The organism is Mycetocola sp. 2940, from assembly GCF_040548835.1.
Classification (GTDB): Bacteria; Actinomycetota; Actinomycetes; order Actinomycetales; family Microbacteriaceae; genus Mycetocola_A.
In genome coordinates this window covers 1-13527 of record NZ_JBEPSK010000006.1, presented here as the reverse complement: position 1 = coordinate 13527, position 13527 = coordinate 1, and the positions used below count along the sequence as shown (strand labels likewise).

General features: G+C 66.5%; 14 protein-coding genes and 1 tRNA gene. 7 read left to right on the top strand and 8 right to left on the bottom strand.

What is annotated here, in order from left to right; all coding sequences use genetic code 11:
- Positions 1 to 66: 66 nt before the first annotated feature.
- Positions 67 to 351: a DUF3263 domain-containing protein gene (locus ABIE24_RS10260; RefSeq protein WP_354499314.1), complete on the bottom strand. Its 285-nt coding sequence runs from the start codon at positions 349 to 351 to the stop codon at positions 67 to 69.
- A gap of 206 nt (positions 352 to 557) precedes the next feature.
- On the opposite strand from ABIE24_RS10260, the gene msrB reads away from it, so the two are divergent.
- Positions 558 to 959, top strand: coding sequence for a peptide-methionine (R)-S-oxide reductase MsrB (gene msrB, locus ABIE24_RS10255; protein ID WP_354499312.1), 402 nt, complete (start codon positions 558 to 560; stop codon positions 957 to 959).
- Between the two features lies 1 nt (position 960).
- The gene (locus ABIE24_RS10250; protein WP_354499310.1) at positions 961 to 1494 is read left to right on the top strand and encodes a nitroreductase family protein; all 534 of its coding nucleotides are present in this window, start codon (positions 961 to 963) and stop codon (positions 1492 to 1494) included.
- A 132-nt stretch (positions 1495 to 1626) separates the two neighbouring features.
- On the opposite strand, the gene ABIE24_RS10245 is transcribed toward ABIE24_RS10250, so the two are convergent.
- A complete protein-coding gene (locus tag ABIE24_RS10245; protein ID WP_354499309.1) occupies positions 1627 to 2091 on the bottom strand; it encodes a cupin domain-containing protein in 465 nt (154 codons plus the stop codon).
- An 87-nt stretch (positions 2092 to 2178) separates the two neighbouring features.
- On the opposite strand from ABIE24_RS10245, the gene ABIE24_RS10240 reads away from it, so the two are divergent.
- The gene (locus ABIE24_RS10240) at positions 2179 to 3225 is read left to right on the top strand and encodes a helix-turn-helix transcriptional regulator (RefSeq protein WP_354499307.1); all 1047 of its coding nucleotides are present in this window, start codon (positions 2179 to 2181) and stop codon (positions 3223 to 3225) included.
- Between the two features lie 3 nt (positions 3226 to 3228).
- Here ABIE24_RS10240 and ABIE24_RS10235 read toward each other — a convergent pair.
- Positions 3229 to 3302: transfer RNA gene (locus ABIE24_RS10235), tRNA-Thr, on the bottom strand.
- A gap of 82 nt (positions 3303 to 3384) precedes the next feature.
- Between ABIE24_RS10235 and ABIE24_RS10230 the strand changes: the two genes are divergently transcribed.
- Complete coding sequence (locus tag ABIE24_RS10230; protein WP_354499306.1) at positions 3385 to 4725, top strand: threonine/serine exporter family protein; 1341 nt, start codon at positions 3385 to 3387, stop codon at positions 4723 to 4725.
- 3 nt (positions 4726 to 4728) lie between these two features.
- Here ABIE24_RS10230 and ABIE24_RS10225 read toward each other — a convergent pair whose 3' ends face one another.
- Positions 4729 to 5649 carry a DsbA family protein gene (locus tag ABIE24_RS10225; RefSeq protein ID WP_354499304.1) on the bottom strand — a complete coding sequence of 307 codons (921 nt, stop codon included), beginning with the start codon at positions 5647 to 5649 and terminating at the stop codon, positions 4729 to 4731.
- Between the two features lie 276 nt (positions 5650 to 5925).
- On the opposite strand from ABIE24_RS10225, the gene ABIE24_RS10220 reads away from it, so the two are divergent.
- Together ABIE24_RS10220 and ABIE24_RS10215 are read left to right on the top strand one after the other, a co-directional pair.
- Positions 5926 to 7029, top strand: a complete 1104-nt coding sequence (locus tag ABIE24_RS10220) for an ABC transporter ATP-binding protein (protein ID WP_354499302.1) — start codon at positions 5926 to 5928, stop codon at positions 7027 to 7029.
- Positions 7030 to 7090: 61 nt separating this feature from the next.
- Entirely contained in the window at positions 7091 to 8377 is a 1287-nt protein-coding gene (locus ABIE24_RS10215; RefSeq protein ID WP_354499300.1) for a DUF4032 domain-containing protein, read from the top strand.
- 173 nt (positions 8378 to 8550) lie between these two features.
- Here the strand turns inward: ABIE24_RS10215 and rlmB are convergent, their stop codons facing one another.
- From rlmB to ABIE24_RS10195, 4 genes are all read right to left on the bottom strand, one after another.
- The gene (gene rlmB / locus ABIE24_RS10210) at positions 8551 to 9567 is read right to left on the bottom strand and encodes a 23S rRNA (guanosine(2251)-2'-O)-methyltransferase RlmB (protein ID WP_354499299.1); all 1017 of its coding nucleotides are present in this window, start codon (positions 9565 to 9567) and stop codon (positions 8551 to 8553) included.
- Entirely contained in the window at positions 9557 to 10975 is a 1419-nt protein-coding gene (gene cysS / locus ABIE24_RS10205; RefSeq protein ID WP_354499297.1) for a cysteine--tRNA ligase, read from the bottom strand. Before cysS ends, rlmB begins: the two co-directional genes overlap by 11 nt.
- A gap of 3 nt (positions 10976 to 10978) precedes the next feature.
- Entirely contained in the window at positions 10979 to 12160 is a 1182-nt protein-coding gene (gene ispD, locus ABIE24_RS10200) for a 2-C-methyl-D-erythritol 4-phosphate cytidylyltransferase (protein WP_354499295.1), read from the bottom strand.
- A gap of 76 nt (positions 12161 to 12236) precedes the next feature.
- Complete coding sequence (locus ABIE24_RS10195) at positions 12237 to 12719, bottom strand: CarD family transcriptional regulator (protein ID WP_090713134.1); 483 nt, start codon at positions 12717 to 12719, stop codon at positions 12237 to 12239.
- Between the two features lie 154 nt (positions 12720 to 12873).
- On the opposite strand from ABIE24_RS10195, the gene ABIE24_RS10190 reads away from it, so the two are divergent.
- Positions 12874 to 13353, top strand: coding sequence for a DNA modification methylase (locus tag ABIE24_RS10190; RefSeq protein ID WP_354499293.1), 480 nt, complete (start codon positions 12874 to 12876; stop codon positions 13351 to 13353).
- Positions 13354 to 13527 lie beyond the last annotated feature (174 nt).

Genomic DNA, 13527 nt, shown 5'->3' with positions numbered 1-13527 from the left:
GGTGCTGTTCGGTCCTCTGTGTCGCGCGGTGTGCGGGTGGCGATCCGGTCGCCGGCGTGCAGAGGGTCAGTCCGCGTTCCGGGCACGCGCCCGTCGTGCGGCCTGCCGGGTGTCACGGAGCCTTTGCAGGCGCTTGACCAGGAGGGGATCGTGCATGAGGGCGGCGGGCGAATCGATGAGTGCGCCCAACAGTTGATAATACCGGGTGGGCGAGAAACCGAATGCGGCGCGCACGGCTTCTTCCTTCTGTCCGGCGTGCTGCCACCATCGGTTCTCGAATGCGAGGATCGCGAGGTCACGCTCCCCCAGAGGCTCCGCCTGCCGGGATGGACTGCCCTGGTTGTCGTTCATTGTTCACCACCACTGAAGAATGTCGTTTCGCTGACCTCGGCCGTGACGCAATCCTAAAGGCTGCAGCGTGTGGGAGCCGCGACACACCCGGCTTCGTGGAAGGCGCCCGGCGTGGCCCAGGTATTACGCAACCTGAATGACATCCGGGAACACGTTCCGCTTCGAAGGGGTTAGATAAGAAGCAAGGACTATCCCTGAGGAGCACAATGACGCAGCCGGTGAACAAGAGCAACGAAGAGTGGCGCGAGGAACTGACCGCCGAGCAGTACGCGGTGCTGCGCGAGGCAGCGACAGAGCGCCCGTGGACAGGAGAACTGCTCGATGAGAGCCGGTCGGGTCTGTACACCTGCGCCGCCTGCGGCGCAGAACTGTTCAAAAGCGGAACGAAGTTCGATTCCGGCTGCGGCTGGCCGAGCTTCTACGAATCCGTTCGCCCCGAGGCCGTGAAGCTGATCGAGGACAACTCACTCGGCATGGTCCGCACTGAGGTGCGATGCGCCACCTGCGACTCGCACCTCGGCCACGTCTTCGACGACGGGTTCGGTACTCCGACTGGAGACCGCTACTGCATGAACTCGCTCGCCCTGAACTTCGCCCCCGTCGACTGACGTGACGAAACTTCTCGACGCCGTCGCCGGGCGCAGATCCTGGTCGCGGGTGACGGCGGATGCCCCGACGCACGAGGAACTGCTTCCTCTCGTCGCGGCGTCCGCCCGCGTCGCCGACCACAGCGCCCTGCGGCCGTGGCGACTGATCGAGTTGCGCGGTGGGGCGCGCGAGAAGCTCGGAGCGGCCATCGCGAAGGCCGAGGGCGACAGACATCCGTCGACCAAGCCGCTGCGCGCGTCGCTCCTGATCGCCATCGTGGTCAGCGTGAAGAAGAGCTCGAAGGTTCCGGCGTGGGAGCAGGAGGCAGTCGCCTCCGGCGTTGCCCACATGCTGAGCCTGCTGCTGTCCGACGCCGGATGGGGTGTCTTCTGGCGCACCGGGTCGTACACGCGGTCGAAGCCGGTCCGCAAGATGCACAAGCTCGCCAAGAACGAGCAGTTGCTCGGCTGGCTGTACGTCGGCGGCGTGCCGCCCGACGCCCGGCCCGGCCACCGCAAGATTGTCGACGCCGAGTCGTTCATTTCCGTGTTGTAGGACGCGTCCGCGTCCTGATCGTCGCGCCCGCCGAGGATCGTCCACCACGGCATGCTGCCCTCGCGGAGGGCGCCGGCCACAGCCACGAGTCCCCGCCGTCCCCGGCGAACGACGAACAGGCATCCCACCAGGTCACCGCGGGACTCCCGCTCCGTCGAGCGTCACGTCGTGACGGCTGAGGACCTGCTGAACCGCCGGCATCGTCTCTTCGAGCGGGCGGCCTCGTGGCACTGTCGCGTCGAGGTCAGCATGGAACCGGCCCATGGCACCGGTCAGGCTGAACACCAGGAACTTCGTCGACGGGGTCAGCACGGTGAAGGTGTGCGGCGCGCCTGGCGGGATGGCGATCGACGAACCAGGACCGAGGTCGAACCCCTCGTCCTCGATCTGGACGATCATCCGGCCTTCGAGCACGTAGTAGGTCTTCGCCCACCCGGTGCGGTGCAGGGGTGTGGGTTCGTCCCGGGGAGCGTCGACCTCGAAGAGCTCGTACGAATCGTCGGTGTGCGCGCTGTCGACCTTCACGGTCAGGGTGGCGTCGGGTGATCGAAGCTCCGCTCCGTCGCCCGCCTGCAGAAACTGGATTGAGTAGTTCATGGCGCCAACGCTAGGACGGCGTCCGGGACCGGTCGATCCCAGAAATCGGGGAATGACGGGGAGAAGGCACGGTGGCATACTGGCCGCATGTGGGAGGAACGAGCTGACCACGCCCGCCGCGACATCGCCGCGCTCGCGGCGTCGGGGGTGGGCCTGGGTGACCTGCACACCGAGGCGATCCGGCGAATCGACAAGGATGTGCGTGCAGAGCTGACCTGCTGGGCGACCCTCGATCCTGAGACGCTGGTGATCAGCGCAATGGCGAGCGGCGACGCACGGATCCCGGCGGACTACGAGCCCCTGCTGGCCGACGCGGAATACTCCCCCGAGGAGCCGCACACCTTCGCGACCATGGCCAGGCGCAAGGAAGCGGTGACGCGCCTGTCGGACCTGCCGCAGCGGGAGCAGATCCGAAGTGCGAGGCTGCAGAACGTGTGGCGGCCGCTCGGCGTGAACCAGGAACTCCGTGTCCTCTTCGTCTCCGACGGGGCGTGCTGGGGCGCCGCGGGCCTGGTCCGCTCGGGAGCGGACTTCACGGACCGCGAGTCGGAGTACCTGGCCAGCGTGGCTCCCGCCATCGCGTCGGCGACGCGGGTGGCGGTCCGCTCGGAGATCTCGAGCAGCACCCCTGGCGGCCGCGCGGCCATCGTCGTCCTCGACAAGCGCGGAGAGGTGCGTTCCGCCACAGCGGAGGCATTGCAGTGGCGCGAGCGCCTTGACGACGTCGAGGGCGGGAGGTTCCGCGTGTTCATGCGTGTGATGACGCGGGGAGCGCTCGGAACCGCATCCGGAAGTTTCCGTGCGCGTGTCCGCGACGGACGCGGACAGTGGGCGCTCATGCGGGCGAGCACACTCGTCGGTCCGGACGACGACGATCAGGTCGCCGTCTCCATCGAACCCGCGCTCGGGGAGCAACTCCTCGGCCTGCTTCTCGCCGCGTATGGCCTGTCACCGCGGGAGCGGGAGGTGTGCCGGGAGGTGATCGCGGGATACCCGACGTCGCTCATCGCCGCTCACCTGTTCGTCAGCGCGAACACCGTGCAGGATCACCTGAAGTCGGTGTTCGCGAAGGTCGGCGTCCGGAGCCGCGGAGAACTGGTGGCCAGGCTGGAGCCGCAGCCCATCACAGCCTGAGAGAGCCGCCTGTCGGATTCGAACCGACGACCTGCGCATTACAAGTGCGCTGCTCTGGCCAACTGAGCTAAGGCGGCGTGTGCTCGTCAATCATAACGAACCCCTGGTGTTCATCCGGCCATGACATCCTTGGAGGACCGCCCACCACAAGGAACCCGCATGCCCGAGCAGTCCACCGCACCGTCCGTCACCGAAAGCACGGGTCGGGGGGTGCTGGAGCTCGCCATTCGCTGCGGAGAGGTCATCTTCGCGTCAGGCGCCAGTGCCGAGGATGCAACGGCGACGATGCTCGCCGTGGCGCGAGCGTACGGCCTGAAGGGCTGCGAAGCGGATGTCACGCACACCGTCATCACGCTGACCTGGGACGACCCGGCTTCCGGCGACACCGTCACCCGGTCGAGGAATGTCAAGTACCGGACGATCGACTACACCCGGCTGACGAACACGTCGACGCTGATCGGTGAGCTCCTCCACGACCCTGTGCCCCTCGCCGATGCCCGTGCCCGGGTGAACAGCATCATCACCGCCGGGCACATCCACCCCTGGCCGGTGCGCCGGGTCGGCTGGAGCCTGGTCGGGGCGGGGGCCGCGTTCCTGCTCGGAGGGGGCCTGCTCGTCGTCGTGGCCGCATTCGCAGCGACCTTCTTCGTCGACCTGCTCACCGGCAGGCTCGCGAGAACGAGGATCTCGGTGTTCTATCAGACCCTGGCCGGCGGTGCCGTCGGGCCGCTCGTGGCCGCAGTCGTCCACTTCCTCGACCCCCAAGCGGACTCATCCCTCGTCGTCGTCGCCACGATCATCATGCTCCTGGCGGGCGTCACATCCTTTGGTGCCGTGCAGGACGTCCTCTCCGGGTTCTACGTCACGGGCACAGCGCGCGTGCTCGAGGCGCTCCTGATCACGGGCGGACTGGTTGCCGGCGTGGCCGGCACGACCATGTTGCTTGCCCGGTTCGGCCTGGTGCTGAACATCGCGCCGTACACGGCGCCGACGCTTTCCGACCTTCCGCTCCTGCTGCTGGCAGCGGTGGTCATCATCCTCGGCTTCGCCCTCGCCGTCGAGCTTCCACCGAGGGCGATCTGGGCTGTCAGCGTGCTCGGAATTGTGGGTTACCTCGTCTACACGGCGGGCCTGGCCGCGAGCTTCGGCGGCGGCTGGTCCGCCGGCTCGGCCGCGTTCGTCGTCGGCGTCCTCTCCGCCGTCGCATCGCGCGTCGTGCGCACTCCCCCGCTTCCGCTCGTCGTCTCAGCGCTCGTGCCGCTCGTGCCCGGCCTCATCCTCTTCCGCGGCCTGCTCGAGCTGAGTGCGGGATCGATCGACGGGCTGCTCAGCATGCTGGAGGCGGCATCCGTCGCCGTCGCTCTCGCTGCGGGGGCGCTGCTCGGGCAATACCTGGTCCAGAACGCGCTCGGCCCCGCGCGGCGGATTCAGCGTCGCTTCGTCGGACCGCTCATGGGCGTGCAGGTACGACTCGGCCGCAAGCGGGACGAGAAGATCTAGCTGCTACGGGGCGGGAGCCGTCGGAGTCGGAGTGGGAGTGGGATTCGACTCCGCGTAGGTCTCGCTTGCAACCGAGAGCACGAAGGCCTGGAATTCCTTCTCGTCGGTGATCGACCCGGTGTACTGCTTGTCATTGACGAGGACGGTGGGCGTCGCCTTGACCTTGTCGAGCGAAGAGTGTGGCACCTTCTCGGTCGTCGCCCGGTCGGTGGCCGACTGAACCCACGTCTTGTAGCGGGCGTCGTCGATGCAGGACTCGATGTTCTTCTGGGCCGAACCGGCGGACCCGGCGGCCTTTGCGACGAGCTTCTTCAGCTCGTCGTCGGAATGACCTTCGGTGCCCTCTTCGGGCTGGTTCTCAAACATCAGCGTGTTGAAGGCGAAGAACTCGTCAGGCGAGTAGTTGGCCACGCACGCCGCGGCGTTGGCCGCCCGCAGGGAGTATTGCGATCCGGCCGAACGCCCGGTCAGGATGGCGATGGGGTGGTACTCGACGGTCGCCGTGCCGTTCTCGGCCCAGGTCGCGAGCTGCTCAGCGTTCGCTTCCTCGAACTGACCGCACACCGGGCAGAGGTAGTCGACGTAGATCCGGATGTTGGGCACGTTCGGGTCGACACCGGTCGCGACGGGTGATGCGCCTGCCGCGAGTGCAGGGGTCTGGACCGCTTTCAGTTCCGCTCCGACGACGATGCCGTCACTGGCCATGTTCGTGGGCCCGGGTGCGGGAGGACGGATGGCGCTGGTGAGGATGAAGGCGACTCCGGCGATGACGGCGAGGACGACGACGACGATGCCGCCCTGCAGGAAGAAGCGGTTGCGCTTCTCCTGTTTGCGCTGCGCGTTCCGGAGCTCCTTCGCTTTCTCACGTGTCGCTTGACGACGCTGGTTCTTCGTAGGAAGAACGTCTGGTGCGTCGTTATCCATGAATCCTCGATTCGGTAAGTAGGCAGTCGGTCTCAGCTCGCTGCCGAACTCAACACCCACCGATCGTAGTTGCGCTGTCTGGGAAATGCCCAAACGGATGCTGGAGGCGGCATGAGCCTCGACGCGCACAACGCCGCGCATCGTGGCTCACTTTCTGCCATACTGAGGTCTCGTGATCGTGCACCTGCACGTTCACGCGCATGCAACGCAGCACGCAATGCATGAATCCATTCACTCGGATCGTCCGGCACGTACCTGCCGGTGAAGGAGCAAAACATGTCATCCGTAACGTTCGACAACGCCACCCGCCTGTACCCAGGAGGTACACGCGCCGCCGTTGACAAGCTGAACCTCGAGGTCGCCGATGGCGAATTCCTCGTGCTGGTCGGCCCGTCCGGTTGTGGCAAGTCCACCTCACTGCGCATGCTCGCCGGCCTTGAAGAGGTCAACGACGGCCGCATCCTCATCGGTGACCGCGATGTCACCGACGTGCCGCCGAAAGACCGCGACATCGCCATGGTCTTCCAGAACTACGCGCTGTACCCGCACATGACGGTCGCCGAGAACATGGGCTTCGCCCTGAAGATCGCCGGCGTCAACAAGGACGAGCGCGCCTCCCGCGTGCTCGAAGCGGCTAAGCTGCTCGACCTGGAGGAGTACCTGACCCGCAAGCCGAAGGCCCTCTCCGGTGGACAGCGTCAGCGCGTCGCCATGGGTCGCGCCATCGTCCGTCAGCCTCAGGTCTTCCTCATGGACGAGCCGCTGTCGAACCTCGACGCCAAACTCCGTGTGCAGACCCGCACCCAGATCGCGTCGCTCCAGCGTCGCCTCGGGGTCACCACGGTCTACGTCACGCACGACCAGACCGAGGCGCTCACCATGGGTGACCGGATCGCCGTGCTGAAGGACGGCATCCTGCAGCAGGTCGGAACTCCCCGCGACCTGTACGAGAAGCCGCAGAACGTCTTCGTCGCCGGCTTCATCGGCTCCCCCGCGATGAACCTGCTCACGGCAGACCTCGCCGACGGCGGCATCCAGTTCGGCGCCCGCGTCGTTCCGGTGGACCGTGACATCATCGGCGAAGCCACCGCGAAGCAGGTCACCGTCGGCGTCCGCCCCGAGGACATCCAGGTGTCGACGGAGCCGGGCAACGGCCTCGAGGTCCAGGTCGACCTCGTCGAGGAACTCGGCGCAGACGGCTACCTCTACGGACACGCAGATGTCAACGGCAAGCGCACCGACCTGGTCGCGCGCGTCGACGGACGCTTGCACGCCCACGCCGGCGAGAAGGTCTTCCTCATCCCGACGCCGCGCCACGTGCACGTCTTCGATGTCGAGTCGGGACTCCGTCTCGGCAACAAGGCAGTCGTTCCGGACTAAACAGAATCTGCGCCGGCTGGTGGGGAGTTCCCCGCCAGCCGGCGCTACTGTTTAAGCAACTATGAGCGCATCACTCAACATCACCGCGGCCACCGTCGATCCCGCACTTCTCGATCTTCCCTGGGACCTTCCTCTGGAAGACTGGCCGAGTGAGACAATCGCGTCGCTGCCCAAGGGCATCTCGCGACACCTGGTCCGGTTCGCGAACCTGTCCGGCTACGTCGTCGCCGTCAAGGAGACGACCGCTGAGATGGCCCGCGGCGAGTACGACATGCTGCGGACCCTGCAGCGCATGGACATCCCCTGCGTCGACCCGGTCGCGGTCATCACCGGTCGCTCAGACGAGTCCGACGATCCGCTGCCCAGCGTCCTCGTCACGCGGCACCTGAAGTTTTCACTCCCCTACCGGGCGCTGTTCTCCCAGCAGCTGCGACCGGACACCGCCGGGCGTCTCGTCGACGCCCTCGCCGTGCTTCTCGTCCGGCTCCACATCGCGGGCTTCTTCTGGGGCGACGTATCGCTCTCGAATACCCTCTTCCGCCGGGACGCCGGCGCCTTCGCCGCTTACCTCGTCGACGCCGAGACCGGCAAGCTCTATCAGGGCGGCCTGTCGAACGGCCAGCGCGAGAACGATCTCGAGATCGCCAGGGTCAACATCGCCGGCGAGCTGATGGACCTCGAGGCCGGCGGCCGGGTCGACGACGAACTCGATCCTATTCAACTGTCCGACGGCATCGTGGCGGCCTACCGGTCGCTGTGGACCGAACTCACCGGCTCCGAAATCTTCTCCTCGAGCGAACGCTGGAGGATCAACGAGCGGGTCGACCGCCTGAACGCTCTTGGTTTCGACATCGAGGAACTTGCCATCAAGACCGACGAGACCGGGTCCCGCGTCAAGATCCAGCCGAAGGTGGTCGACGCGGGCCACCACCAGCGGCGGCTGTTGCGTCTCACCGGACTGGATACCGGCGAGAACCAGGCACGACGGCTGCTCAACGACCTCGACTCCTACGGCGCGACGTTCGCGAAGGCCAACATGGATGAAGAGATGATGGCGCACGAGTGGCTTCGCCGGGTTTTCGAGCCCGTCGTGAAGTCGATCCCCCGCGACCTCAAGGGAAAACTCGAGCCGGCCGAGGTGTTCCACCAGCTGCTCGAGCACCGGTGGTTCCTGTCGCAGAGCGAGGGACGCGACATCCCTCTGTCTGAGGCGCTGACGAAGTACATCAACGACATCCTCCGCCACCGCCGTGACGAGGCCACCGTGATCGCGCCCCTGACGGGTTCCGTCGGCGTGCCGACCGAGGTGCTCGACACCCAGCCGGTGAACTGGCGCGACCGGGTCTGAGACCCGGCGCGACACGGTCGAGTCACCGAGTTGCCGCACTGTGTCGTGCGGCGCCCGAGTTGCCGCACTGTGTCGTACCTGGGCTCCAGGAGCAGCACATCCCGGTGAATCGAGCAACGAAAAGGCGCGACCGGGTCTGAGACCCGGTCGCGCCATCCGCGTTCCGCTCGCGGTTACTTCTTCTTCAGCGCCTTCTGGGCTGAGCGCAGCTTCGAGATCTCGTAGAGCGTCACGGATGCCGCGATACCCGCGTTCAGCGATTCGGTGGCCGACGAGATCGGGATCGAGACGATCGCGTCGCAGGTCTCGGTGACGAGTCGGGACAGTCCCTTGCCCTCGCTTCCGACGACGATGACGACGGGGCGGTCCGCGAGTTCCAGGCCGGGGAGGTCAATGGTTCCGCCGCCGTCGAGGCCGATGACGAAAACGCCTGCGGCTTTGAACGCCTTGAGGGTCTGGGTCAGGTTCGGTGCCATGGCGACGGGGGTGCGTGCTGCGGCGCCCGCGCTCGTCTTCCAGGCTGATGCCGTCAGCCCGACCGAGCGACGCTGGGGCACGATGACTCCCTGCCCGCCGAACGCCGCCGTTGAGCGGATGATCGCACCGAGGTTCCTCGGGTCGGTGATGCCGTCGAGGGCGACGAAGAGCGGCTTCTGGCCACGGGAGATCACCGTCTCGAGCAGGTCGTTGGGGTGCGCGTACTCATACGGCGGCACCTTGAGGGCAAGTCCCTGGTGGACAGAGTCGAAGCCGGCGAGGCGATCGAGTTCCGGCCGCATGACCTCGAGGATCGGCAGACCTCGTGCGGTGGCCAGCGCGAGTACTTCCTTCACCCGGTCGTCGAACTCGATGCGGGTGGCCATGTACAGCGCCGACGCGGGGATCTTGGCGCGGAGCGCCTCGAGGACCGAGTTACGACCGGTGACGATCTCGCTGTCATCGGCCTGCTTCTGCTTGGGCTTGCGGCCGGCGACGGGCGCCGTGCTCGGGCGGGCGCCCGACTTGGCCTGCGCCTGGTTGAGTCGGTCCTTGGCGATCTTGCGCTTGCCTGCGGCGTGGTAGGTACGGTCTTCGGCTTTGGGGGTGGGACCCTTGCCTTCGAGCGAACGTCGGCCGAGGCCGCCTGTGCCCTTCGCCGGACCCTTTTTCGTCTTTCGAACCGCCCCTGGGCGGCCTGGCTTACTGGCCATCAATACTCCAATGTGCACCCGTTGAGGTGTCTTCAATCGTGATCCCCGCGGTGGTGAGAACGTCGCGGATTCTGTCGGCGGCCGCGAAGTCGCGTGCTGCCCTGGCTTTCTGGCGTTCGTCGAGAAGCTGGTCGACGAGGGTGTCGAGAACACCGGATGCTGCCTTGTCCTGGCCGCGGGACCATTCGGCCGAGAACGGGTTGATTCCGAGAACCTCGGCCATAGCCATCACCTGCCCTTGCGCGGCGGCGGCCAAAGCCAGGTCTTCCCCGTCGATGCTCGCGTTGCCTTGCCTTATTGTGTCATGCAAAACGGCGAGAGCCTGCGGAATGGAAAGATCGTCGTCCATCGCCGCGGCGAAGGCATCCGGGATCTGCTCCGTGCCGGTGCCGGCGAACCGGGTGCCGGTGAGCCTGCGGGCAACCCGTTCGAGAAAGCTTTCGATCCGGTCGAGTGCTGCTTCCGCTTCAGCCAGCGCCCCGTCGTGGTAGTCGATGGTTGACCGGTAATGGGCCTGTCCGAGGTAATAGCGCACCACAATCGGTCGCGCCGCTCCGAGCAGATCGGCGGCGTACACCGAATTGCCGAGCGACTTCGACATCTTCTGGCCATTCACGTTCACCAGGCCGTTGTGCACCCAGTACCCGGCGAAAGCGTCCCCGGCAGCGGTGGACTGGGCGAGTTCGTTCTCGTGGTGCGGAAACCGCAGGTCGAGGCCGCCGCCGTGGATGTCGAACGCCGCCCCGAGGTAGCGGCTGGCCATCGCCGAGCATTCGATGTGCCAGCCCGGCCGCCCGTCGCCCCAGGGGCTCGGCCACGTGGCCGAGTCGGGCTCGCCGTCCTTGTGGCCCTTCCACAGCGCGAAGTCGCGAGGATCCCGCTTGCCGCGCGGGTCGGCATCCGTCGCGGCATCCATGCTGTCGATGTTCTGGCGCGTCAGGGCGCCGTATTGGGGCCAACTGCGGACGTCGAAGTAGACGTCGCCGGAACCGTCCTCGGCGGCGTAGGCGTGAGAATTGCCGATCAGCCGTTCAATGATGGCGTGCATCTGCTGGATGCTGGCCGTCGCCCGCGGCTCGTAAGTGGGAGGGAGGATGCCGAGTGCGCGATACCCGTCCGTGAACTCCAACTCGGTGCGGTAGGCGAGGGCCCACCACTCCTCGTTCTCGGTGGCATTGACGAGAACCTTGTCGTCGATGTCGGTGACATTGCGAACAAGGGTGACGTCGAACCCCTTGTAGTTGAGCCAGCGGCGCATCTGGTCGTAGACCAGCGCGGAGCGCAGGTGACCGATGTGCGGCGATGACTGCACGGTGGGTCCGCAGACATACATCCCCACCCGTCCTGGGACGAGAGGAGTGAAGTCACGGAGGGCCTGTGCCCGGGAGTCATAGAGTCGCATTGCCACCCGTCAAGAGTACTGGCGTGACACCGTCGCCGTCGCGATGGCGCAGACACCCTCGCCTCTGCCCGCAAACCCGAGTCCGTCGGTGGTCGTCGCCGAGACGCTGACCGGGGCGCCGAGCAGCCCACTGAGGAGTGCCTCCGCCTCCACCCGGCGAGGCGAGAACCGGGGACTGTTGCCGATGAGCTGGACGGCCACGTTACCGATGACGAAGCCCTCTTCTTCGAGCCGTAACCGCGTGGCGGCCAGGAACACGTCGCCGTGCGCCCCGGCGAACCGCGGGTCGCTCGTGCCGAACACGGTGCCGATGTCTCCGAGGCCGGCGGCCGACAGCAGCGCGTCGGTGATGGCGTGGGCGACCGGGTCGCCGTCGCTGTGCCCGGAGAGACCACGTTCGCCGGGCCAGTGCAGCCCGGCGAGCCAGAGCTCCGCGGCGTCGTCGAAGGCGTGGACGTCGGTGCCGATCCCGATACGGATGCCGGCGGGCGGGGTCTCCGCCGAGAGCAGCCCTTCAGCACGGCGCAGGTCCCACGGCGTGGTGATCTTGAACGAGGCCTGGTCGCCGTCGATCACCGACACGGTGTGGCCGGCCGCCGCGAACAGGGCGGCGTCGTCGGTGTGCTCGATCGACGCTTCGGCGTAGGCGTCGGCGAGTGCGGCGCGAGGGAACCCCTGCGGCGTCTGAATCGAGCGAAGCTCTGAGCGATCCAGCGTCTCGACGACGGTTTCATCGTCATCGACGCGCTTCACGGTGTCCTGGACGGCAACGCCGGGAACGATCCCTGAGCCGGTCTGGGCGACTCCGGTGACCACGGCGTCGAACACCGCGGCGGGCGTCAACGCGCGCGCGGCGTCGTGGACGAGGACGATGCGGATCGAGTCGCCGAGCACGGCGAGCCCCCGGGCGACGGACAGCTGCCGGGTGTTCCCCCCGGCGACGACGGAGATGGACGCGGCGGCGGCGCCGGCGGCGTGGGAAGTGATCTCTTCGGCCTCGGCGAGCAGATCCCCCGGCGCGACGACGACGACCTGCGCTTCGCGTTGCATGGCGAAGACAGAGGACAGCGAGCGCTCGAGAACGGTGCGCCCGGCCAGGTCGACGAATGCTTTGGGCTTGTCGGCGCCGAGGCGGGTTCCGCTGCCGGCGGCGACGACGATGACGCCGACGATGGGAGGGCGACTATTCATATGAGGAGCCTATCGATGTCAAGCACGACAAAAGCTCGACCCCCGCTGCGCGGTGATCGAGCTTGTCGAGATCAAATCAGGAAGCTAAGACTTCGTCCAACACGTTCGAAGCCTTCTCCTCGTCGGTCTTCTCCGCGAGGGCGAGTTCCGAGATGAGAATCTGGCGCGCCTTGGCCAGCATGCGCTTTTCGCCTGCCGAGAGTCCGCGGTCCTGGTCGCGGCGCCAGAGGTCGCGCACGACCTCGCTCACCTTGATGACGTCGCCGGAGGCGAGCTTCTCAAGGTTTGCCTTGTAGCGGCGTGACCAGTTAGTGGGCTCTTCGGTGAACGGCGCACGAAGCACGTCGAAAACGCGTTCAAGACCTTCTTTACCAATGACATCACGAACGCCGACCAGGTCGACATTCTCAGCGGGCACCTCGATAACGAGGTCACCTTGGGTGACGCGAAGCTTCAGATAAAGCTTCTCTTCTCCCTTGATGACCCGAGTTTTCACTTCCGCAATAGTTGCGGCTCCGTGGTGGGGGTATACGACGGTTTCGCCAACCTCAAAAAGCATGGATGTGTATCCCTTCAGCATCTACCAGAATACCACAGCGGGAATGCGCTACAGTTCGCTCAGCAGCGGGCGGCGGCGAGACGTCGCTAGGCTAAACTCAGACTCGTTCCGCACGCCGTTTCAGCGCGTGCACCCCTGTGTTCTTGGAGGACCTGTGAAGGCGCGTTTGATCGCATCCGTCGTGCTGGCGGCATCCGTCGTATTGGGCACCAGCGCGTGCAACCTCGTCGCCCCGCAGGCCACGACCAAGCATTACGACCCGAGCGACGGCGTCTCAGGTCGCGTCGGCGACATGAAGATCCGCAACGCGATGATCATCACGGGCGAAGACGGCACCGACGGCAACCTCGTGGCGTCCGTGACGAACGGCGGCGACCCCCAGTCCCTGTCGATCCAGTTCGGTGAGGGTGCCGGCGACACTGTCACGGAAGACATCCCCGTGCGTTCGACGGTGTCGTTCGGCACCGACGAGGAGGACCCGATCCTCCTGGAGGGAATCGACGCCGAGCCCGGCTCGATGGTGGAAGTGTTCTTCCAGTACGGCGACGAGACGGGCGTGGAGATCCTCGTGCCCGTGCTCGACGGCGAGCTCGGCGAGTACAGCACCCTCGTTCCCACGGAACCGGCCGAGTAGCTCGAACGACTGAGCAGACCAACGACGAAGCGCGGCGCCCCCCCCACGGCGCCCCCCCGAGTAGTAGGCCGGGAAGCCCCCCAAACGGAGCCCAACCCCCCCACCGGGGACAGCCACCCCGGCGCGGACGGGGTGGCCCCCCACCCGGCCCCCAACCCCCGGGTTTTGGCCACC